22 protein-coding genes, 1 tRNA gene and 1 CRISPR repeat array (1 of these 24 only partly in view) are annotated in these 22,774 nt (G+C 32.4%); of the genes, 12 read left to right on the top strand and 11 right to left on the bottom strand.

Annotation, left to right across the window (positions count from 1 at the left end; genetic code table 11):
• Positions 1–123: 123 nt before the first annotated feature.
• Both RSE15_RS05265 and RSE15_RS05260 read right to left on the bottom strand, forming a co-directional pair.
• Positions 124–1,251 carry a methionine aminotransferase gene (locus tag RSE15_RS05265; protein WP_324069918.1) on the bottom strand — a complete coding sequence of 376 codons (1,128 nt, stop codon included), beginning with the start codon at positions 1,249–1,251 and terminating at the stop codon, positions 124–126.
• Between the two features lie 42 nt (positions 1,252–1,293).
• A complete protein-coding gene (locus tag RSE15_RS05260; protein ID WP_324069917.1) occupies positions 1,294–1,425 on the bottom strand; it encodes a hypothetical protein in 132 nt (43 codons plus the stop codon).
• A gap of 292 nt (positions 1,426–1,717) precedes the next feature.
• On the opposite strand from RSE15_RS05260, the gene RSE15_RS05255 reads away from it, so the two are divergent.
• Positions 1,718–2,275 (top strand): hypothetical protein, encoded by a 558-nt coding sequence (locus tag RSE15_RS05255; RefSeq protein WP_324069916.1) that lies wholly within the window; start codon positions 1,718–1,720, stop codon positions 2,273–2,275.
• A gap of 54 nt (positions 2,276–2,329) precedes the next feature.
• On the opposite strand, the gene scpA is transcribed toward RSE15_RS05255, so the two are convergent.
• The 6 genes from scpA to udk all read right to left on the bottom strand — a co-directional run bounded on the left by scpA (position 2,330) and on the right by udk (position 7,684).
• Positions 2,330–4,453, bottom strand: a complete 2,124-nt coding sequence (scpA, locus tag RSE15_RS05250) for a methylmalonyl-CoA mutase (protein ID WP_324069915.1) — start codon at positions 4,451–4,453, stop codon at positions 2,330–2,332.
• Positions 4,454–4,463: 10 nt separating this feature from the next.
• Complete coding sequence (locus RSE15_RS05245; RefSeq protein WP_324069914.1) at positions 4,464–4,757, bottom strand: type II toxin-antitoxin system RelE/ParE family toxin; 294 nt, start codon at positions 4,755–4,757, stop codon at positions 4,464–4,466.
• Positions 4,747–5,067, bottom strand: coding sequence for a hypothetical protein (locus RSE15_RS05240; protein WP_324069913.1), 321 nt, complete (start codon positions 5,065–5,067; stop codon positions 4,747–4,749). Before RSE15_RS05240 ends, RSE15_RS05245 begins: the two co-directional genes overlap by 11 nt.
• A gap of 237 nt (positions 5,068–5,304) precedes the next feature.
• Positions 5,305–6,708, bottom strand: coding sequence for a methylmalonyl-CoA mutase subunit beta (locus tag RSE15_RS05235; protein ID WP_324069912.1), 1,404 nt, complete (start codon positions 6,706–6,708; stop codon positions 5,305–5,307).
• Positions 6,709–6,729: 21 nt separating this feature from the next.
• Positions 6,730–7,074 carry an FtsB family cell division protein gene (locus tag RSE15_RS05230; protein WP_324069911.1) on the bottom strand — a complete coding sequence of 115 codons (345 nt, stop codon included), beginning with the start codon at positions 7,072–7,074 and terminating at the stop codon, positions 6,730–6,732.
• Between the two features lies 1 nt (position 7,075).
• Positions 7,076–7,684 (bottom strand): uridine kinase, encoded by a 609-nt coding sequence (gene udk, locus RSE15_RS05225; RefSeq protein WP_324069910.1) that lies wholly within the window; start codon positions 7,682–7,684, stop codon positions 7,076–7,078.
• Between the two features lie 188 nt (positions 7,685–7,872).
• Between udk and RSE15_RS05220 the strand changes: the two genes are divergently transcribed.
• A tRNA-Pro gene (locus RSE15_RS05220) sits at positions 7,873–7,947 on the top strand.
• Positions 7,948–8,080: 133 nt separating this feature from the next.
• Positions 8,081–9,028 (top strand): thioredoxin-disulfide reductase, encoded by a 948-nt coding sequence (trxB, locus tag RSE15_RS05215; RefSeq protein WP_324069909.1) that lies wholly within the window; start codon positions 8,081–8,083, stop codon positions 9,026–9,028.
• A gap of 70 nt (positions 9,029–9,098) precedes the next feature.
• Here trxB and RSE15_RS05210 read toward each other — a convergent pair whose 3' ends face one another.
• The gene (locus RSE15_RS05210) at positions 9,099–10,547 is read right to left on the bottom strand and encodes a glyceraldehyde-3-phosphate dehydrogenase (RefSeq protein ID WP_324069908.1); all 1,449 of its coding nucleotides are present in this window, start codon (positions 10,545–10,547) and stop codon (positions 9,099–9,101) included.
• Positions 10,548–10,694: 147 nt separating this feature from the next.
• Between RSE15_RS05210 and RSE15_RS05205 the strand changes: the two genes are divergently transcribed.
• Positions 10,695–11,330, top strand: a complete 636-nt coding sequence (locus RSE15_RS05205; RefSeq protein WP_324069907.1) for an acyloxyacyl hydrolase — start codon at positions 10,695–10,697, stop codon at positions 11,328–11,330.
• A 58-nt stretch (positions 11,331–11,388) separates the two neighbouring features.
• On the opposite strand, the gene RSE15_RS05200 is transcribed toward RSE15_RS05205, so the two are convergent.
• Positions 11,389–12,768 (bottom strand): Do family serine endopeptidase, encoded by a 1,380-nt coding sequence (locus RSE15_RS05200; protein ID WP_324069906.1) that lies wholly within the window; start codon positions 12,766–12,768, stop codon positions 11,389–11,391.
• Positions 12,769–12,891: 123 nt separating this feature from the next.
• Between RSE15_RS05200 and dapF the strand changes: the two genes are divergently transcribed.
• The 5 genes from dapF (at position 12,892) to RSE15_RS05175 (ending at position 17,056) form a co-directional block, all read left to right on the top strand.
• The gene (gene dapF / locus RSE15_RS05195) at positions 12,892–13,674 is read left to right on the top strand and encodes a diaminopimelate epimerase (RefSeq protein WP_324070408.1); all 783 of its coding nucleotides are present in this window, start codon (positions 12,892–12,894) and stop codon (positions 13,672–13,674) included.
• A gap of 138 nt (positions 13,675–13,812) precedes the next feature.
• Positions 13,813–14,343 (top strand): GNAT family N-acetyltransferase, encoded by a 531-nt coding sequence (locus RSE15_RS05190; RefSeq protein WP_324069905.1) that lies wholly within the window; start codon positions 13,813–13,815, stop codon positions 14,341–14,343.
• 11 nt (positions 14,344–14,354) lie between these two features.
• On the top strand, positions 14,355–15,395 hold the full coding sequence (mltG, locus tag RSE15_RS05185) for an endolytic transglycosylase MltG (protein ID WP_324069904.1): 1,041 nt from the start codon (positions 14,355–14,357) through the stop codon (positions 15,393–15,395).
• A gap of 11 nt (positions 15,396–15,406) precedes the next feature.
• On the top strand, positions 15,407–16,315 hold the full coding sequence (locus tag RSE15_RS05180; protein ID WP_324069903.1) for a DUF2279 domain-containing protein: 909 nt from the start codon (positions 15,407–15,409) through the stop codon (positions 16,313–16,315).
• A 96-nt stretch (positions 16,316–16,411) separates the two neighbouring features.
• Positions 16,412–17,056 (top strand): peptidoglycan-binding protein LysM, encoded by a 645-nt coding sequence (locus RSE15_RS05175; RefSeq protein WP_324069902.1) that lies wholly within the window; start codon positions 16,412–16,414, stop codon positions 17,054–17,056.
• 5 nt (positions 17,057–17,061) lie between these two features.
• Here RSE15_RS05175 and RSE15_RS05170 read toward each other — a convergent pair whose 3' ends face one another.
• Complete coding sequence (locus RSE15_RS05170; RefSeq protein WP_324069901.1) at positions 17,062–17,796, bottom strand: SAM-dependent methyltransferase; 735 nt, start codon at positions 17,794–17,796, stop codon at positions 17,062–17,064.
• Positions 17,797–18,017: 221 nt separating this feature from the next.
• On the opposite strand from RSE15_RS05170, the gene cas9 reads away from it, so the two are divergent.
• From cas9 to RSE15_RS05155, 3 genes are read left to right on the top strand one after another with little or no spacing between them, the layout of a single operon-like run.
• The gene (cas9, locus tag RSE15_RS05165; RefSeq protein ID WP_324069900.1) at positions 18,018–21,386 is read left to right on the top strand and encodes a type II CRISPR RNA-guided endonuclease Cas9; all 3,369 of its coding nucleotides are present in this window, start codon (positions 18,018–18,020) and stop codon (positions 21,384–21,386) included.
• 45 nt (positions 21,387–21,431) lie between these two features.
• Positions 21,432–21,677 carry a ribbon-helix-helix domain-containing protein gene (locus tag RSE15_RS05160; RefSeq protein ID WP_324069899.1) on the top strand — a complete coding sequence of 82 codons (246 nt, stop codon included), beginning with the start codon at positions 21,432–21,434 and terminating at the stop codon, positions 21,675–21,677.
• Positions 21,667–21,945 carry a type II toxin-antitoxin system RelE/ParE family toxin gene (locus RSE15_RS05155; protein ID WP_324069898.1) on the top strand — a complete coding sequence of 93 codons (279 nt, stop codon included), beginning with the start codon at positions 21,667–21,669 and terminating at the stop codon, positions 21,943–21,945. Before RSE15_RS05160 ends, RSE15_RS05155 begins: the two co-directional genes overlap by 11 nt.
• 73 nt (positions 21,946–22,018) lie before the next feature.
• A CRISPR array of direct repeats spans positions 22,019–22,774; the repeat unit is 36 nt; unit sequence GTTGTGGTTTGATTAAAGATTTGAAAACACGATATT (it continues 268 nt past the right edge of the window).

Here is a 22,774-nt window from a genome sequence, read left to right as displayed (position 1 = left end):
TAAATTTCTAGAATTTTATTATTTTGTGTATAGGTATTGTAAAGTTGTTTTTATAAATTAAATATAATTGTCAACTATTTTAATAAGAAAAAAGATAGCAATTACTTTGTATTTTAATTACGCTTAAATACTGCATAATTTTTCAGCTGCTGCAATCAAAGTTTCATCCGTTTTAGCAAAACAAAAACGAAGCATGTGTCTGTCTGTAGCATCATTATAAAATACTGAAATCGGAATGGAAGCCACACCATGATTCACAATCAATTCTTTAGCAAAATCCACATCGTTTTTGGATGAAATTTGGTTGTAATTCACCACCTGAAAATACGTTCCATCACAAGGCATCAACTCAAAACGACTGTCTTTTATTAGGTTTTGAAACAAATCGCGTTTGCGTTGGTACATTTTCGAAACTTCAGTAAAATCAACCATTTCCAAATATTCCGAAATCGTATGTTGCGAAAAACTATTCACACTAAACACCAAAAATTGATGTACTTTCTTCATTTCGAACATTAGATGTTCAGGAGCAATTAAATAGCCGACTTTCCAACCCGTAACATGTAATGATTTTCCAAAAGAAGAAGCGATAATCGTTCTTTCCACTAATTTTGGGCGTGTATTAAACGAAATATGAGGTTGCGAAAAAGTAATGTATTCATACACTTCGTCACCCAAAATAAGAATTTGGGGATGTTTTTCTAAAATGGTTTCTAAAGCTTCAAAATCTTGTTCGGTCCAAATTCTTCCCGTAGGATTGTGTGGATTATTGATGACAATCATTTTGGTTTTAGTAGAAATGGCACTTTCAATTCGGTTGAAATTAGGAGTATAATCATCATTTAATGAAACACGAACTGGTTTACCACCCGCTACCAAAACTGAAGGCTCGTAACTGTCATAACTTGGATCTAAAATCAACACTTCGTCACCATGATTTACAAACGTGTTAATCGTTGTAAAAACGCCTTGTGTAGCGCCAGCGGTAATTAATATTTCAGTTGTGGTATTGATTTTTCTACCGTATTGTTTTAATGTTTGATTCGCGATTTTTTCCAATAACGAAGGCAAACCTGCCATTGGTGTATATTGATGAATGTTTTCTCGAATAATACGCTCCGAAATTTGCAACAAACGTTCGTCTTCAGGGAAATTTGGAAATCCTTGCGATAAATTAATAGCTCCATGTTCGTTCGCTAATTGCGACATTACAGAGAAAATACTGGTGGTGATGTTAGGTAGTTTTGACATATGATGATTTAGTGGAAACGAAAATGCAATTTAAATTTAGTTTTAGTTAGCTCGATTTTTTTTCAGTTTTGAAACGATAATTTTACGATTTTCATCTGTCAGAGCAACCATTTTTTTTAATGTTGCGCCAATTTTTCTATCTGCAATTATTGTGATTGCTTGCTTGTTTTTCATACTTAAATACAAATATAGTTTTTAGAAATACCTTACGTCTAATTCTCTTTTAGATGAAAATTGAACCATATAGAAACATAGATAAAAAGATAGTTATAGTCAATTCATTGTTACACATAGCTATGTTTTCTATTGCAAAGTGAAACGACTTTTAGAGTCTAAGACCATCTATGTTTCTATGTGGTTTAAATCTTAAACAGTAAATTCAATTTTTTTATTCTTCAAAAATATAAAAAATATACACGCTCTAATTTCTTCAAATTACTTTATTTTGTAGTTTAATTCTAAGATTTTGAAAGTAATTATCCTAACCCCAATGGAAATTGAGCGAGAAAAAGTTCTAAACGCTTTAGCTCGAATTCCCAATTTGAATCATTCGTACGAAGTAATCGTTTCTGGAATTGGTCGTGAAAGTACGGCTAAAGCGATGATGCAAATGCCACCACACGATATTTGTGTGTTAATGGGTTTTGCTGCTGTAGTTGGAAAAGAAGTCCATTTGCCTGATTATTTGCATTTAGGAAAGCCTATCGAAATTACCAATGCTTCGCTATACGGTTACGAAGGCGGCTTGTTTGAAAACGGAAGACCCATTATCACCGAAAAGCCAAAGCTAAATTTACCTTGTTTGTCATCCTTAACTTCTGATAAGTTTGTACGAACAACCGATTTAGCCGAAAAAACGGTTGTCAATATGGAAGATTACACGTTTAAATATTTGAAGAAACCACAAGATTTTATCGTGCGCATCATCTCTGATTTTTTACCTCATGAAACCGAAATCGACTTTTTTGAAGAAGTGAAAAGTATTGATTTTTTGGAGAGCGTAATGGCTGTGGATAGGGTTTAAACAAAAAAACACCAATATTAATACTGGTGTTTTTGTTATTATATACAATTTAAATTATTCTTCCAATAAAACCTCCAAAATACTAATAGCTGCTTCGCTAATTTTAGTCCCAGGACCAAAAACCGCTACAGCTCCGGCGTCGAATAAGAATTGGTAGTCTTGTGCAGGAATTACACCGCCCACAATTACCATAATATCTTCTCTTCCGTATTTTTTTAGTTCTTCGATAACTTGTGGTACTAAGGTTTTGTGTCCCGCTGCTAACGAAGAAACGCCTAAAATGTGCACGTCGTTTTCAACTGCTTGTTTTGCAGCTTCTTGTGGCGTTTGGAATAACGGACCAATGTCTACGTCAAAACCTACGTCGGCATAACCTGTTGCTACTACTTTGGCGCCACGGTCGTGACCATCTTGTCCCATTTTCGCAATCATAATACGAGGACGACGACCTTCTTTCTTAGCGAAAGCATCGGCTAATTGTTTTGCTTTTTCAAAACTTTCGTCGTTTTTAATTTCTTTACTATACACGCCGCTAAAACTTCTAATTTGTGCTTTATATCTTCCAAATACTACTTCTAAAGCATCACTAATTTCGCCTAGTGTAGCTCTGTTTCGTGCTGATTCTACTGCTAAAGATAGTAAATTTTCACCACCATTTTTAGCGCTTTCGGTTAATTTTGCTAAACATTCGGCAACTTTAGCGCTATCGCGAGTGGCTTTTATTTGTTCTAAACGTTCAATTTGTTGTTTGCGCACCATTTGGTTATCCACATCCAAAATATGTAACGGATCTTCTTTTTCCAAGCGGTATTTGTTCACCCCAACAATAATATCTTGACTGCTGTCGATACGAGCTTGTTTACGCGCAGCAGCTTCTTCTATTCTTAGTTTAGGAATTCCAGCTTCAATGGCTTTTGTCATGCCGCCTAATTCTTCAACTTCTTCAATTAAAGCCCAAGCTTTTTCAGCAATTTCAGCCGTTAAACTTTCTACATAATAACTTCCTGCCCAAGGGTCAACCGTTTTGCAAATTTTGGTTTCTTCTTGTAAAAAGATTTGCGTATTACGAGCAATTCGTGCTGAGAAATCGGTTGGTAAAGCAATCGCTTCGTCTAAAGCATTTGTGTGTAAAGATTGTGTTCCTCCAAAGGCTGCTGCTGCTGCTTCAATTGCAGTTCGAGCCACGTTATTAAAAGGATCTTGCTCCGTTAAACTCCAACCCGAAGTTTGGCAATGCGTTCTTAAAGCCAATGATTTTTCGTCTTTTGGATTGAATTGTTTCAGTAGTTTTGCCCAAAGCATACGACCTGCACGCATTTTAGCAATTTCCATAAAGTGATTCATTCCAATCGCCCAGAAAAAAGAAAGGCGAGGAGCGAACGTATCAATATCCATTCCAGCGGCTAAACCTGTGCGAATGTATTCTAAACCGTCTGCTAAAGTGTACGCTAATTCAATATCAGCAGTAGCTCCCGCTTCTTGCATGTGGTAACCCGAAATTGAAATCGAGTTGAATTTTGGCATGTTTTTACTTGTATATTCAAAAATATCCGCAATAATTTTCATCGAAGGTGTTGGAGGATAAATGTAAGTATTTCGCACCATGAATTCCTTCAAAATATCATTCTGAATCGTTCCCGATAATAGGTTAGGAGTAACGCCTTGTTCTTCCGCTGCCACGATATAAAATGCCATGATAGGTAAAACCGCACCATTCATCGTCATCGAAACCGACATTTCTCCTAGTGGAATTTGGTCGAAAAGTACTTTCATATCTTCCACCGAGTCAATCGCAACTCCAGCTTTTCCAACGTCACCTACCACTCTTTCATGGTCTGAATCGTAACCTCTATGTGTGGCTAAATCGAAGGCAACTGATAAACCTTTTTGTCCAGCCGCTAAGTTTCTTCTGTAAAAGGCATTGCTTTCTTCCGCAGTTGAAAATCCCGCATATTGACGAATCGTCCAAGGTCGGCGAACGTACATGGTTGCGTATGGTCCGCGTAAATTTGGTGCAAAACCAGCTCCAAAACCAAGATGCTCTAAATTAGAAATATCTTCTTTAGTATAAGTTGGTTTTAATTCGATGTTTTCGGCTGTGGTGAAGTGTTGTTTTTCGGAAACTTCTAACTTCTGACTTCTAATTTCTAACTTTAAATGTTGTATATCTTTTCTCATAGTTATAAAACTATTTTGGGTATTTTTTTGTGCTTCTCGATGTGTGAAAGCAACTTAATATTTTTATTTCTTTATTGTATTCGTCAATTTCATAAATCAATGTAAAAGGAAAAACTTTTAATGGAATTGATCTGTAAGATTTATATTTAATTTGGAAATGAGGATTTGTACTTAAAACTTTGTATGCTTCTTCAAGTTCATCTAAAAATCTAACAACAATTTCAATAGTTATAGCTTCATAAAAGTCAGTGATTTTTTCAATATCATTAATTGCTAATGGAGAAACAATAACCTTATATTCCATACTTTTTCTTCAATCTATTTATTGATTCTTCTGCTGAAATAAAATCTTCTTTCGGTTGATTGGCTCTAAAATCTAATAACTTTTTATCTTCGTCAGATAACGTATTATCATCAAATTCAATTCCAATTGAAGGATTCTTTAAATAGTTTTCGGTTCGTTCTCTAACTTCGTCAATTTGCAATTGAGGAATTTGATATTCCTTGGAAGTTGGAAGAATAATCACTTCTACTTCTTCTGCATTGAAATCTTCAGGTAAAGTAATGTTTACTTGATGATTTTTTACTTTTACAAATCTTCTAATTGCTTCCATGGTCTTCTTTTTCTGAAAGTTAATTAACTTTAATGATTAACGTGATTTCTTTATTATTATAATCGACTAACTAAAATATAAAAAAGAACAAAAATAAATGGGCTCAATGCTGTAATTATACCAATTATTACATAAAATTTAGCTTTTTTTTGTGTTGCGTCTTTGTTTAGTAGTGATATTCCATAACCAGCTACTAAAAGCCCAATTATAAATAATAATGTTGAAAATCCTATCATCTTATTCCGAAGCTAAACGTTCTTGTTCTAATTTTTCAGCCAAACGTTTTTCGATAATCGGTGTGATTAGCGTTTTTCTGGCGTTTTGTTTTACGAAAGGATACAATTCCAAGTCGTTTTTCATTTGGTCGTTTTTGTTTGGATACTTATTGGTTCCCAATAAAACTTCTTTCCCTGAATCGAAAAGGTCTTGTTCTTTTAGTGCGCTTTCGTTGATTTTTCTTTGGATAGTTCCATCGATTAATTGCGAAATCAAACCACCATTTTTCTCGATATCTTTGAATAATTCCAACGCTTTTTCAGCTAATTGTTCTGTTAATGTTTCAATGTAATACGCGCCATCAGAAGGATTGTTCACTTTGTCGAAATAACTTTCGTGTTTTAAAACCAACAATTGGTTTCTCGAAATTCTATCGCCAAACTCGTTGTCTTTGTGATAAATCGCATCGTAAGCTAAATTAGCAACTGCATCGGCTCCACCTAAAATGGCCGACATACATTCCGTAGTCGTACGCAACATATTTACGTTATAATCGTATAATGTTTTATTACGTTTTGTTGGTGTTGCTATGATATGGCAATCAAAATTGTGATTGTATTCTGATGCTAATGTATTGAATAAAAGACGTAATGCTCTTAGTTTCGCAATTTCAAAAAAGTAATTTGTTCCAACAGCAACTTCAATCGTAATTGGTTGGTTGATGGTTGGAATTCTATTGAAATATTCGTTTGCTTGTGCTAAAGTGTAAGCTAATTGTTGTACTATATTAGCACCAGCGTTTTGGTAAATTCCGCTTGAAATAGTTAAAAATGAAGCCACCCCGCCCGTTGGGCACCCCTCCAAAGGATGGGAATTTTTAGCGATGATATTTAGCTTTTCAAAATCTTTTTCAAGGTTTTCAAACCAATTACCATCTTTTGCTAATTGTCCGATTGGGTCATTTTGGATAAAAATATTAGCTTTGTTTTTTGAAGCGAAATCATTGATTTTATTCGTGAATTCAACAGAAAGAAAAGGTAAATTGAAATAATAATTCACGTTTTCTAACGGAAGATTTTGCATCAATTCTTCAATCGAAATGGCATCATTTTCTAAAGTAAAACGAACACTTTCAGCACCTCTTTGTAATGTTTCTAGTGCACGAGCGTTTGATTTTTGAACATCATGAACAAAAATATTTTGAACAATTGCAAAAGGTTTTGTGGGAATAATAGCATCAAGATTTACTGTTTCCGAAGCTTCGGAATCATCAGCGTGATAAAATGGTTTTACTTTAATGCCTTCTGGACTTTCCCAAACTAAAGTTTCGTTGTAATCAGCACCTTTCAGTTCGTATTGAATTTGTTGCTTCCATTGTTTAGAAGAAACGGCTTCAAAATCGGAAAATAAATTATGGTTAGCCACGAATTATATATTTAATTGTTACTATTTGTTTTTTTCGGTTGCAGCTTTCTTTTCGTCTTTAAATTCGATGATATAAATATCCTCATTTTCGCGTTTCATGTAGTATTTTTCGCGGGCGTATTTTTCTACACGATCATCGTTTTTTAGGTATTTTATATTTACGCTGTCTTTTTTGATTTCGGATTTGTAATATTGAATATTATCCTCAATTCCTTCAATTTCTTTATCTAAAACACGGTGTTCTAAATAAGAATAATTATCGAAAAATAACATCCAAATAATAAAGGGAATTAACACCAATACATAACGATTCGCTAAAAATTTTAGGAAAGGATAATTGGCAATTAAATTCTTTATTTTTTTCATTTTAAGCGATTCTTTGATTAATTACAGCACGAACTACATCAATAGCAACCGTATTGTATTTATCATTTGGAATAATAATATCTGCAAAAGCTTTTGTTGGTTCAATGAATTGCTCGTGCATTGGTTTTAAAGTAGTTTGATAGCGATTTAAAACTTCTTCCATATCTCTGCCTCGTTCTGCAATGTCACGCTTTAATCTACGGATTAGTCGTTCGTCTGAATCGGCATGAACGTAAACTTTAATATCAAACATATCTCTTAATTCTGGATTGGTTAGAATTAAGATACCTTCTACAATCATTACTTTTCTTGGATGTGTGATGATTTTGTCGTCAGTTCTATCGTGAGTAACAAAAGAATAAACAGGTTGTTCAATTGTTTTTCCAGCCTTTAAATCTTTTAAATGAGCAACTAAAAGTTCAAAATCAATCGCTCTTGGATGATCAAAATTTATTTTGGTACGCTCTTCATAGCTTAAGTGATGCGTTTCTTTATAGTACGAATCCTGAGAAATGATTCCCACTTCTGAAGAAGGTAACTCATTCATAATTTGATGTACTACAGTTGTTTTTCCACTTCCGGTACCGCCGGCAATTCCAATAATAAGCATAAAGATTCTTTGGTTGATTATTTAGCAAAAATAGAAATAATATTCTATGTGTTTTTTGTTTTGATGAGAAAGTTTTGTGAATAAGTGCTAAAAAAATATAGGTTGAAGGTGTGAATTATTTTATTTTAAAAAAAGGGTTGATTTATTTGCTACAATAGAAATTAGTTATATATTTGCACTCACAAATTCGGGGTGTAGCGTAGCCCGGTTATCGCGCCTGCTTTGGGAGCAGGAGGCCGCAGGTTCGAATCCTGCCACCCCGACGAAACCTTCTTGTTTACTCAAGGAGGTTTTTTTTATTGTCAAAAATTATACATTCATAATTAAAACTAATTCAATTTTAAGAAATAATTTTAATTAAAAACTTACATTTGCTATTCTTAAAAGAATAAAGTTATGTCAGATACAATCGAAAAAGTAAAATGTTTAATTATAGGTTCTGGTCCAGCAGGTTATACTGCAGCTATTTATGCAGCTAGAGCGAATATGAATCCAGTTTTATATCAAGGACAACAACCAGGTGGTCAATTAACCACAACCAATGAAGTGGAAAACTTTCCAGGCTATCCTGAAGGAGTAACCGGACCTGAAATGATGGTTCAGTTGCAAGAGCAAGCAAAACGTTTTGGTTCAGATATCCGAGATGGATGGGCAACAAAAGTAGATTTTTCAGGAGATATTCATAAAGTTTGGATTAATGATACCATAGAAATTCATGCAGAAACAGTAATTATTTCTACAGGAGCTTCTGCTAAATATTTAGGATTAGAATCAGAACAACACTATTTAAAATTAGGTGGTGGTGTTTCAGCTTGTGCGGTTTGCGACGGATTTTTCTATAGAAATCAGGAAGTAGTAATCGTTGGAGCAGGAGATAGCGCTTGTGAAGAAGCTCATTACTTATCTAAATTATGTAAAAAAGTAACGATATTGGTTCGTAGTGATAAATTTAGAGCATCTAAAATTATGGCAGAACGTGTTCAAAAAACAGAAAATATCGAAATTTTAATGCACACTGAAACGGAAGAAGTTTTGGGTGACGGACAAGTTGTGACTGGTGTTAAAGCAAAAAATAGAGCTACTGGTGAAATTACTGAAATTCCAGCAACTGGATTTTTCGTAGCGATTGGTCACAAACCAAATACTGATATTTTTGCTGATTTCATTACATTAGATGAAACAGGTTACATTGTAAATATACCAGGAAGTTCTAAAACAAATGTAGCAGGTGTATTTGTAGCAGGTGATGCGGCTGACCATGTCTATCGTCAAGCGATTACGGCTGCGGGAACAGGATGTATGGCGGCATTAGATGCAGAACGTTATATTGCTTCTAAAGAGTAAATCGGATATTTTTAAATATAAAAAAGCTCCTATTGAAAAATAGGAGCTTTTGGTTTTTTATGGCCATCTACTAATAGTAGCTGTATCTTCTTACTTTAGCAATGTATTTCGCTAAACGAACTACTTGGTGGCTATAACCATATTCGTTATCGTACCATACATACATTACAATGTTTTTTCCGTCTCCAGAAACAATCGTAGCGTTACTATCAAAAATAGCAGGAGCAGATGTTCCTACGATATCGGATGATACTAACTCGTTGTTTAAAGAGTATTTAATTTGCTCTACAAGATCACCTTCTAAAGCGTATTTTTTCATGATGTTATTTACTTCTTCAATAGAAGTTTCTTTTCCAACTTCTAAATTCAATACTACTAATGAACCATTTGGTACAGGAACACGAATCGCATTTGAAGTAAGTTTACCAGCTAATGCAGGCAATGCTTTTGCAACGGCACTTCCAGCACCAGTTTCAGTAATAACCATGTTTAAAGCAGCTGCACGACCTCTACGGTACTTTTTGTGCATGTTGTCTACTAAATTTTGGTCATTCGTATAAGCGTGAATGGTTTCTAAGTGGCCTTTAACAACGCCTAAAGTATCTTCAACAGCTTTTAAAACTGGAGTAATTGCGTTTGTTGTACAAGAAGCTGCAGAAAAAATATTCACTTCATCTGGGTTGTAATCTTCATGATTTACTCCGTAAACGATATTAGGAACTCCTTTTCCAGGTGCAGTTAATAAAACTTTATCTGCTCCTTTTGAAGTTAAATGACGTTTTAAAGCTTCTTCTGTAGTGAAAGCTCCTGTATTATCAATAATTAATGCGTCTTCAATGCCATATGCTGTATAATCAATTTCTTCTGGAGAATTTGCGGTAATAATATGAACTGTTGTGCCATTTATTAATAATGCATTATTCTCAGGGTCTGCAATAACAGAGCCAGGGAAATCGCCATGAACAGAATCATAACGTAATAGAGAAGCTCTTTTTTCTAATAAAACAGCATCATTTTTATCTCTAGTTACAATGGCTCTTAAACGTAATTGTTGTCCTTTTCCAATTTTAGACATTATTTCACGTGCTAATAAACGACCAATTCTACCAAAACCATAAAGTACTACATCTTTAGGTGTAATTTCTTGGAAGTTTTTAGCATTTCTCAATTTATCAATTACAAATGCTTTTGCATCATTGTATTTGTTGTCTTCTAAATGATATTCGTAAGTTAATTTACCAATATCAATTCTTGAAGGTGGTAAATCTAAATCAACAATAGCGCTTGCGATTTCAACAGAATCAAAAACGTTAATTGGTTTTTCAACAAAAGCCCCAGCATACTCGTGTAAGTTGATGATTTCGCTTACATTTTTGTCAATTAGCTGATTACGGAATAAAACCAATTCAATTGATTTGTCATACCATAAATCACTGATAATTTTAATAAATTCTACACCAGCTTTTCTTCTGTCTGCCTGAAAAGCTAATTCTTTTTCGTATAAAGAGATATTGCTCATGAAATAATTATGTGTTGTTTTGTGGTGCAAAAGTATATATTTCAAACGTTTTCGTAAAATTTATTTTCATTTTTTTTAGTGAATTGAATCAAATTTTAAATGTGTCTTTTGTTTTGTTTATTTTTCTATTTTTGAAAAAAAAATGAAATGAAATTAAAATTCATCTATATCTTTTGTCTTTTGTTTTTTGTTAATGGATATTCTCAAGATTCAATTCCAAAATATAAATGGTTGCGAACAGGCTTTATAGTTGGTTATGCTTCCCAAAATACATTTATAAGACAAGAGGCTGATTATACTTATGAAAGCAAAATAGTTAAATTTTCCAATCATTTTAATTTCTACAGAAAAAATAAAAATCACTTTGAAATTTTAATTGAACCAAGTTATTACAAATCAAAACATCAAATGATAAATTATTGGTTTATACCGCATACGGTTGAAAATGGAGATGAATTGAGAGAAAAATACATGAAATTAAAATCAATTAATGAATATGTTTTAAATATTGGGATTGTTTACAGACGTATATTAAGCAAAAATTCATCCGTTTTTGCAGTTTTAAATACTGGACCAATGTATATTGATACCGATACTGAACGATTGAAAAAAGGTTTTGCTTTTAGTGATGTTTTTGCCATAGGTTATAATTATAAGTATAAAAAAATATCATTCGATGTAAAATCTATGTTTAGACATGCTTCAAATGCGAACATTAAAATGCCTAATTTTGGTTTAAATTCGGTTGGGTTTGAATTTGGGACCTATTTGGAACTTAAATAAAAAATCGCAATACTTTAAAATATTGCGATTCTACATTCATTTTACGCTATAAAAAGCTTTACATAATTATGCTATACATCTGACCATTTTTAGAGATGATTTGGTATCTAGCTTTTTGATTTTCTTTTTTAGCCAAATAGCTTGAAACGGTCTCCATGTCTTTGACTTGTTTTCCATCAATACTTAAAACAATTGCGCCATCTAAAATGTCACTATATTCAGCGTATTCAGGATTGCTTACTTTTTTGATTTTGATGCCGTCTTTAACGTTGAATTGTTTTTTATCTGCTGCATCAATATCTTCGAATTCAATTCCGTTAAATTCATAATTTAAGATTTCTTTTTTGGTCAACTTTACTGGAAGTGTTTTTTGTTTTCCATCTCGTAAAACACTTACTTGAACTACATCATTTGGTCTTTTGGTATTTATGTAAGCTGATAATTCAGAGAAACTATTAATTTTTTTATCATCTAATTGTATAATGATATCGCCTTTGGTTAATCCTGCTTTTTCTGCGCCAGAATTTTTTGTTACCTTATTAATATAAAATCCTTGTGTTTCTTTAATTCCTAATTCTTTGGCATAGTTAGAATTCAATTCGCCACCTTCAATACCTAAAACACCTCGTTGTACATTTCCAAATTGCATCAAGTCTTCTATGATTTTTCGAGTAAGATTAGAAGGAACTGCAAATGAATAGCCTGTGTAACTTCCTGTAGGAGAAGATATCATGGTGTTGATTCCAACTAACTCACCACGCGTGTTTACCAAAGCACCACCACTGTTCCCAGGATTAACAGCAGCATCGGTTTGAATAAACGACTGAATTCCATTGTTTGATAAATTTCTGGCTTTTGCTGAAACAATTCCAGCAGTAACAGTTGAGTTTAAGTTGTATGGGTTTCCAACCGCTAAAACCCATTCGCCCACTTTAATGGCGTCAGAATCTCCGAAAACTACATAAGGTAATTTTTCATCGGCATCCACTTTTAAAAGTGCAACATCCATTTTGGAATCGGTTCCAACTAATTTAGCTTTGTAGGATTTGTTGTTGTTTAGGGTTACTTCTAATTCTGTAGCATCTTGGATAACGTGATTGTTAGTTACAATATAACCATCTTCTGTAATAATTACTCCAGAACCTGTTCCTATCTGAGTTTGTTCTCTTAATCCTTGATGTCCATAAATAAAATCGTAAATATTACCAGGTACTTTTGAAACACTTACGTTTTTAACGTGAACCACAGCGTGTATTGTGTTTTCTGCAGCTGTCGTAAAATCAATGTTTTCTGCTCCAAAATTTACATTTTTGACATAATTAGGTGAGGCAAGAGTTAATTTTCCGGCCTTATTTGGTTCTAAAAAGAATTTGTAAGCACCTAATGTTAAGGCTCCACTTAAGAGCGATACGAATACTAAACTTCCAAATTTTTTCATAAGTATTAATTTTTGTACACTCAAAATTATAAAAAAAAATATTCCAAAAAATCACTTTAACGCTCGATTAACAATGTTTAACATCTTATTAATATTTGTACTTTTGTCTAAATTAATTTCATGATGGAACTTACATTTTATAAATATCAAGGAACTGGCAACGATTTTGTTATGATTGACAATCGTTCTCAATTTTTCCCTAAAGAGAATAAGCAACTTATTGAAAAATTGTGTGATAGACGTTTTGGGATTGGTGCAGACGGACTTATCTTGCTTGAGAATCATGCCGATTTTGATTTTAAAATGGTCTATTATAATTCGGATGGAAACGAAAGTTCTATGTGTGGTAATGGCGGAAGATGTTTAGTTGCTTTTGCCAAACAAATGGGTGTGGTTAAAAATAAAGCCAAATTTGAAGCATTTGATGGATATCACTTTGCAACTATCGATGATGAAGGAATCGTAGCACTTCAAATGAAAGATGTAGATGCAATAAAAAACGAATCTAATTATACCTTTTTAAATACTGGTTCTCCACATCATGTGCAACTGGTAAATGATTTAAAAAATTTAGATGTAAAAGTGGAAGGGGCTAAAATTCGTTATTCTGATTTGTATGGGAATGCAGGAAGTAATATTAATTTTGTGAACCAATTAGCAAATGATATTTTTGCAGTTCGTACCTATGAACGTGGAGTTGAAGATGAAACTTTGTCTTGTGGAACGGGTGTGACAGCAGTTGCAATCGCTATGCATCAGCTTGGAAAAACAAAGAATAATATTATCGATTTAAATGTTGAAGGGGGAAAACTAAAAGTGCAATTTGATGAAGATAATGGGAGTTATACAAATGTTTTCTTAATTGGCCCTGCGACTTTTGTTTTTGAAGGAAAGATTGAAATATAAATTGGAACACAGATAACACAGATTGCACGGATTTTACAGATTTTTTTGTTGTCTATGATTTCTATATAAAAGTGTAACGCCTAAAATCAACGCAAACTAAATCTATTGTGTCTATTGTTTTAAAATTTTAAATTAGAAATGATTACATTAAAAGGAAATACCATTTATCTAAGAGCACTCGAACCCGAAGATTTAGAGTTTATCTATTCAATAGAGAATAATGAATCGATTTGGAATGTAAGTAATACGCAAACCCCATACAGTCGTTTTTTAATTCGTCAGTATTTAGAAAATGCGCACCAAGATATTTATGAAGCAAAGCAGTTGCGTTTGGCAATTTGTATGAATGATACTTTTGAAGCAGTTGGTTTAATTGATTTATTTGATCTTGATCCAAATAATAACCGAGCAGGTGTAGGGATTGTAATTTCCAACGAAGCCATGCGAAATAGCGGTATTGGTTCAGAAGCTATACAGTTGATAATCAATTATGCATTCAATCAATTGCAATTGCATCAATTATATGCAAATATTGGAAGCAAAAATGAAATTAGTATTTCCCTTTTTACTAAATTTGGCTTTCAAAAAATCGGAATAAAAAAAGATTGGAATAAAATTCAAAATTTATACGAAGACGAAATTTTATACCAACTAATCAATCACACTTAAAACAGCATCTCTTGAACGTAAAAAAACTAATTTCAATAATCGCAGTTGCAGGAATTTTTGTAGCAACAGCTTATGGTGTATATGTATATTTCAAAGCTTTTACACCTAATACCCAATTTTCTCAAAATGAAGTTTATGTTTATATTCCTTCAAATTCAAACTATGAGCAAGTAACAGAAATTGTTAAACCACTTATAAAAGATTTTGAAAAGTTTGATTTTGTAGCAACTTCAAGAAATTATAGTACGAATGTAAAAGCAGGTAAATTTCTTATAAAGAAAGATATGACTAGTTTTGATATCGTGAGAAGTTTGCGTTTGAATGTGCCTGTTCAAGTAGCGTTCAATAACCAAGAAACATTGGATAAACTTTTTCAACGATTGGCAACTCAATTAGAGCCTGATACTTTAGCTTTAAATGAAGCCTTTACAAATGAAGCTTTTTTTCAAGAAAATGGACTAACAAAAGAAACGGCTTTAACGCTTTTTATTCCTAATACCTATGAATTTTATTGGAATACTTCGGCGACTAAAATAGCTGCAAAGATGGCAAAAGAGCATAAAAAGTTTTGGACAAATGAACGTTTGGAAAAGGCAAAAGCATTGAATATGACACCGGCGCAAGTATATACTTTGGCATCTATTGTGCATAAAGAAACTATTAAAGCAGATGAACGCCCAAGAGTAGCGGGTGCCTATTTGAATCGTATTAATCAAGACATGCCTTTGCAAGCTGACCCAACCGTTATTTATGCAATAAAAGAAAAATCTGGTGATTTTGATCAAGTGATTAAAAGAGTTGGAGGAAGTAATTTATTTGTAAGTTCTCCTTATAATACATACATTAATAAAGGATTGCCTCCTGGACCAATAGCAATGCCTGATATCTCAGCAATTGATGCGGTTTTAAATGCAGAAAAACACAATTATATTTATTTCTGTGCGGATCCAAGTAGACCAGGATATCATTCTTTTGAAACAACTTATGAAGCGCATCTAGTAAATGCTAAAAAATATGCCGATTGGGTAAATAAACTTGGTATAAAGTTGTAATTTTTTAATGTATGACTTGGATTAGAGGGCTGTTTTTTGCATTAGTATTTTCTAATTTAGGTCAAGCACAGTCTAATATTAATAACTTTTTAAAACCATCAGATAGCATTAATGTTTTAAGAAAAAAAACAGTTTATGTAGGTGAATCTGTTGTTTTTGGAGCTGCTTTAATAGGTTTAAACCAACTTTGGTACAAAGATTATCCAAAATCCAATTTTCATTTTATCAATGATAACAATCAATGGTTGCAAATGGATAAGGTGGGACATTTTTATTCTACGTATCATTTAGGTAGAGTTGGGGTTGAAATGTTAGCTTGGAGTGGTGCTTCTAAAAAAGAACAACTAATTTATGGTTCTACTCTAGGATTTGGATTTCTTACGATAATTGAGGTTTTTGATGGATTTTCTCAAGAATGGGGAGCATCATCAGGAGATGTTATTGCCAATGCCACAGGAACTGCTTTGTACGTGTCGCAAGAATTACTTTGGAAAGAACAACGAATTACAACCAAATTTTCATTTCATCAAACTCAATTTGCTTCGCAACGACCAGAAACGCTGGGTTCTTCTTTAAATGAGCAAATTTTGAAAGATTATAATGGACAAACATATTGGCTGTCTTTTAATATACAATCATTTACCAAAGATAATTTTGTTCCAAAATGGTTAAACCTTGCAATAGGCTATGGTGGCGAAGGAATGTTTTATGGAAAAAAGGAAGAAGCAATAGCAAATGGAGTAATTCAAAATCCTTATCGTCAATTTTATCTAAGTTTTGATGTTGATTTAACGAAAATTAGTACAAAATCTCATTTTTTAAAGACACTTTTTTCAGTTATTAATACAATTAAAATTCCTGCACCAACTTTGCAATATGATGATTTTAACGGAGTTAAAGCGCACTTTATCTACTTTTAGAAAAGATTAACATGCTGTAAATCAATATTCTAATTTTTTTTGTATATTTGCATCGGTAATTTCAGATGAGTGACAGACGCTGAGAAATAACAATTCATGATAAAAAAAAGGTCTTATTTTTTAGGATTGACACTCCTAGTATTAGTCGTTTCTTCAGGTTTTATAACCTTTAAAGAAGAAAAATTAGAAGGATTTCATTTGTCGAACTACGATGGTATTAAATATCACGTTCCAAATGAATATGAAACTGATGAAATTTTACCAATTAAAGTTCCCCACGTTGGTAAATCATTTACTGGTTTTGCTCAAAAAATGGCTTATAAAGAGTCAAGAGGTATGTTACATTTAGTAAATTCATACGGTTATATGGGTAAATATCAGTTTGGTAGAAGTACGCTTCGTACAGTAGGTATTTATGATTTTCAAGAATTTTTACGTAATGCTGAATGGCAAGATAAAGCTTTTGAAGCCTTGATTGCTCGTAATAAATGGGAATTACGTAAAGAGATTCACAAGTATTCAGGTAGAATTATTAATGGTGTAGAAATTACAGAATCTGGCTTAGTAGCAGCGGCACATTTAGGAGGTGCTGGTTCGGTAAAAAAATATTTGCGAAGTAACGGAAGAAATGGTTTTAAAGACGGTTTCGGAACTTCATTGTCAAGTTATATTAGAAAGTTTTCAAATTATGATATTTCTAACATAGCAGCAGATGCAAATGCAAAAGCAAGTTTAGAATAGTTTTTTTACATTTTGTGAATAATAAAAATACAAGGTCGATTATGTAAATCGGCCTTTTCTTTTTTCCATTGGTTCACCGTTTTAGTTTTGATGTATTCTGTAGGTAAAGTAATATCGCAAGCCACACATAAATAGGTGTTTGCTTGTAATATTTGCAGTAAATCTTCCATTAATTTATTGTTTCGGTAAGGCGTTTCAATAAATAATTGCGATTGATTTTTTTCTTGCGATAAGCGTTCAAAACTTTTTAAGGCTTGTTTTTTATCGTTTTTATCAATAGGTAAATAGCCATTAAAAGCAAAAGTTTGTCCGTTCATTCCACTTGCCATTAAAGCTAATAAAATGGAGCTTGGACCAACTAATGGAACCACTTGAATTCCCTTTTCATGAGCTAATTTCACTATAACAGCTCCAGGATCTGCAACGCCAGGACAGCCTGATTCACTCATTAATCCAATGTTTTCACCTCTTAATAAGGGTTGAATAAAATCATTATGTTCTGCAATTTCGGTATGTTTGTTTAATACAGAAATCTTCAAATCGGGTTGTTTTTTTTCGGGATGGATGCTTTTAATGAATTTTCTTGCTGTTTTCTCGTTTTCAACAATGTAATAATCAAGAAAATCAATCGTTCTTTTTATGGTTTGAGGCAAAACATCTTCGGGAACTACAGTGGTTTCTCCAGGATTGGAAAGTGTAATAGGAATTAAATAGAGTTTGCCTAAAGAATTTGATTTCATAAGTAAATTATTTGACACAAAAGTAATAAAAAAAGTCCCACCGAAGCAGGACTAAAGATTTTCATCTACGGCATATAGCCTTATTGTGATAAGATTAAAGATTTGAAAGTTTAATCAGTTACAAATATAACAAAAACTTTTTTATTGGCTTTACGGATTTCTTCATTTATGTTATTTTTCTTTTTCATATATTTATGAATTGATTTTTTAAGCGATACAAAATGGCAAAAATATTAGGTCTAGATTTAGGAACAAATTCGATTGGATGGGCATTAATAGATGATACCCATAATAAAATTTTAGGAGTAGGAAGTAGAATATTTCCAATGGGAGTTGAAAATTTAGGAGATGGTGATGGTGAGATTTCTAAAAATGCAAGTCGCACTGGAGCAAGAGGTGTGAGAAGACAATTTTTTAGAAGAAGATTAAGAAAGAAAATTTTATTGAAAGCTCTTTCAGAGAATAAAATGTGTCCTATGGTTGCCAATGATTTTGAAGATTGGAAAAAGACAAAAGAATTTCCTTCTGAAAAATTAGCGAATTGGTTTGCTTTAAATCCATATGAATTACGTCAGAAGGCATTAAAGGAAAAATTATCCTTAGAAGAAATAGGTAGAATTTTTTATCATTTAATTCAAAGACGTGGTTTTTTGAGTAATAGTAGAAAAGGAGGAAGTGATGATGGTGCAATTTTTAAAGGAAATCCAAAAGAAGGAAAAATTGGAATTACAGAAACACAAGAAAGTATTCAAGATAAAACGTTAGGGTCGTATCTTTTTGAAATTTATCCAAAAGAAAACCAGCCGTTTCAAGATGGTTTGGAACGAATTCGTAATCGATATACAACCAGAAAAATGTATGTTGATGAGTTTGAATTGATTTGGAATAAACAAGCTCAGTTTCATTCTAATTTAAATGAAGATTTAAAAACATTATTAGGTGGTAGAAAATTAGATGGTTATAAAGAAGATGGAATATTATTTCATCAACGACCATTGCGTTCACAAAAGCATTTAGTTGGTAATTGTTCTTTTGAACCTACTAAAACTAAATGTCCAATTAGTGCAATTCCTTTTGAACAGTTTAGGGTTTGGCAATGGGTAAATACAGTAGAATATAACGGAAAGAAAATTTCTCAAGAAGAGAAACAAAAAATAGTTGAATTTTTATATGCTAATGAAAAACCTGAATTTAAAAAAATTAGAAAAGTTATTGGTAAAGAAAGTGCTGAATTCAAATTCAACTACAAAGATGATGATAAAATAGTAGGAACACATACAATTTCTAATTTATCCAATAAGAAGTACTTTGGTAAGAAATGGTTTGAATTTTCAGATAAAGAACAGGAAGATATTTGGCATGTATTATATTTCTTTGATAGTAAATCTAATTTAAAAGAGTATGCTGTTAAAAATTGGAGTTTTACAGATGAACAAGCGGTATCTATTGCAAAATTTAATGTGAAAGACGGTTATTCTAGCTTAAGTAGAAAAGCGATTTCTAATATTTTACCGTTTTTAAAATCTGGATTTACATATGACGTTGCCGTTGTATTAGCTGGTATTAAAAATGTTTTTGGTTCAGAATGGGAAAAATTATCTAATGAGAAAAGAAATTTCTTTTATGATAATGTGTATGAAATTGTTCGTTCAAAAAATAAAGGTGGATTTATTGAAATTATCAAAGATATTCTAAGAAATGATTACAATATTTCAGATAATCAATTACGAAAGTTATATCATCATTCTGCTACGATTGATGCTGCTGACTTATTAGATAAATTACCAGTTGGAAAAGATGCAGATAAAGAAATTCAAGCTATTCGAAATCCAATTGTAATTACTGCTTTGTTTGAACTACGAAAATTAGTTAATGAGTTAATTGATGAGCACTACAAGATTGACGAAATCAAAGTGGAAATGGCACGTGATTTAAAAATCTCAAAATCACAACGTAATAAAATTCGTAGAGAACAAAAACGATTAGAAAGAGAGAATGATAGAGTAAAAGCAAGATTATTAGAAGAAGGACAAAGAATTACCCATGATAACATTTTACTTTATAAATTATGGGAAGAATGTAAACGTACTTGTCCGTATACAGGAAAACCTATTTCAGTAACGCAATTATTTTCTGGTGAAGTGCAGATTGAGCATATTCATCCTTGGAGTCGTTCTTTGAATGATAGTTTTTCAAATAAAACGCTTTGCTATGCAGATGAAAACCGTAAAAAAGGTGATAAAACCCCTTTTGAGTTCTATGGAAATGATGAAGCTAATTGGTCTTCCATAAAAGAAAGAGCGTTAAAATTATTTTCTGACACTAAAGAATATCCGAGTGCGTATCAAAAATTTAAGCGTTTTGTTCAGATTAAGTTCGATGATGATTTTTCGTCTCGACAATTAAATGATACAAGATATATAAGTAAGGAAGCCAAAAACTATTTATCGAGAATTTGTAAAAACGTTATAGTTTCTCCAGGTCAAGCTACATCAAACTTGCGTCAGAAATGGGGAATGAATAATATTTTGAATGATGAAAACGAGAAAACAAGAGATGATCATCGCCATCACGCTGTGGATGCTTTGGTAATGGCATGTACTAAAATTTCTTATGTGCAAGAATTATCAAAATGGAACCGCTATAACAGAAATTCAGAATTAAAAAATTTCCCATTGCCTTGGGAATCATTTCGATACGATGCGGAAAAAGCAGTTGAAAAAATATTGATTTCTCATAAAAAAGTGTCGAATGATATTACTGTCCAATTTAAAACAGTTGAAAAAAACGGAAAAAAATATATCAACAAAGGAGTTGCAGCTCGTGGGCAATTGCATAAAGAAACCGTTTATGGTAAACGAAATTTCAACGGAGAAGAAGCATTTCATGTGAGAAAAGCAATTGATTCTTTAACCACAGAAAAGCAATTGGATAAAGTAGTAGACGAATCGATTAAATTATTAATCAGAAAAAAAATCCAAGAATTAGGCGGATTTGTTAAAGGTAATATTCCTGCTAATACTTTTTTTATAGTAGATGAAAACGGAATTAAGCAACCACAAATTTTCTTGCCTAATAAAAATGGCGCACCCGTTCCAATTTTAAAAGTAAGAATAAAAGAAAACATTGGTGGTGCTGAAAAATTAAAAGATAAAGTAAACCAATGGGTAAACCCAAGAAATAACCATCATGTACTAATTTACAAAGATGAAAAGGGAAATCTAAAAGAAGAAGTAGTTACATTCTGGACAGTGGTTGAACGTAAACGTACAGGACAATCTGCTTATCAATTACCAATAGATGGAAAAGAAATGGTGACTACATTACATATCAACGATATGTTTTTACTAGGTTTAAATGAAGACGAAATCAATTTGGAAAACCCTGATTATGATGTTTTGAAAGATCATTTGTATAGGGTTCAGAAATTAACATCTGGGGATTATTTCTTTAGAAAACATAAATCATCTACTGTTACGGATGATGATTATAGACAGATTAGGGGTTTTGGTGAAGGGAAAACTGGATGGTTTACTTTTAATCCAATAAAAGTAAAAATATCAGTTTCCGGAAAAATTCAAAAGTTGTAAAATAATTTTATTTGGTGTATATTTACACCACTAAATAATGAAATCATGGCACGACAAAGTATCACATTAGCCAATCAAAACGATGAATGGTTAAAAGAACAAGTAGCTAAGGAAGAATTTACTAGCAAAAGTGAAGCGGTAAATTATTTGATTAAACAAGCTCGTGAACGCGATGCTTATCATGAGTATGTGCAGATGAAAATTGATAGAGGTTTAAAAAGTGGATTTGCACCAAGACAAACCAAAGAAGAAATGTTAGCCGAGTTCAAAAAGCGATTGAATGTTCTATAGTTATTTTCTAACTCGAGAAGCAAAAGAAGATTTGTGGAGAATTTATGAGTTTGGAGTTCATAGATTTGGAGATACCCAAGCAGATAAATATTTTATAATGTTGCATGATTGTTTTGACAAGATTGCTTCCAATCCTTATATGTTTCCAGTTGTTTCAAATTATAAAGATGTAGAACGATTCTGTGTTTGTGGTGTTGACACGATTTATTATAATATTAGAGGTAATCAAATTGAAATCGTCACCATCATTGGAAGACAAGATTTTTAATAGTTCATTGACATAAATTTTCAAACTCTTAAACAACTCAAACCACAACGGAGTTTCGGCGATAGCCCACTACGTTGTGGTTTGATTAAAGATTTGAAAACACGATATTTAAAGGAATTCAAGGAGGGACTTCGAGTGGGTTGTGGTTTGATTAAAGATTTGAAAACACGATATTTTCCTTCAAATGTAACAGCGAAGTAATCGGGTTGTGGTTTGATTAAAGATTTGAAAACACGATATTTCGTTACTTTATGACCTTCAATTAATTTTTGTTGTGGTTTGATTAAAGATTTGAAAACACGATATTCCGATGGAAGAAGAGAAAATCCAACTTACGGTTGTGGTTTGATTAAAGATTTGAAAACACGATATTTTGTAAAACTGTGTTATCTTGTTGAATTGCGTTGTGGTTTGATTAAAGATTTGAAAACACGATATTCAACGTCGGGCGACTTTGTCAAAATAAGCGGTTGTGGTTTGATTAAAGATTTGAAAACACGATATTATTGAACTTAATAGCAATATTCCATTTAGGTTGTGGTTTGATTAAAGATTTGAAAACACGATATTCCATTTTTTGCATAAAGGCACGCAAGTAAGGTTGTGGTTTGATTAAAGATTTGAAAACACGATATTAAATACAAAATACTTTGATTATTCTGAACAGTTGTGGTTTGATTAAAGATTTGAAAACACGATATTTGCTTCTGCTGGAACATAAATAGCACCATCGTTGTGGTTTGATTAAAGATTTGAAAACACGATATTTTATACACCAGAGACTACAATAGACATTACGTTGTGGTTTGATTAAAGATTTGAAAACACG

It is taken from the genome of Flavobacterium sp. (assembly GCF_035195345.1).
Lineage (GTDB): Bacteria > Bacteroidota > Bacteroidia > Flavobacteriales > Flavobacteriaceae > Flavobacterium.
Note: the sequence above shows the minus strand (reverse complement) of the source record. Positions and strands in the feature narration are given on the sequence as shown.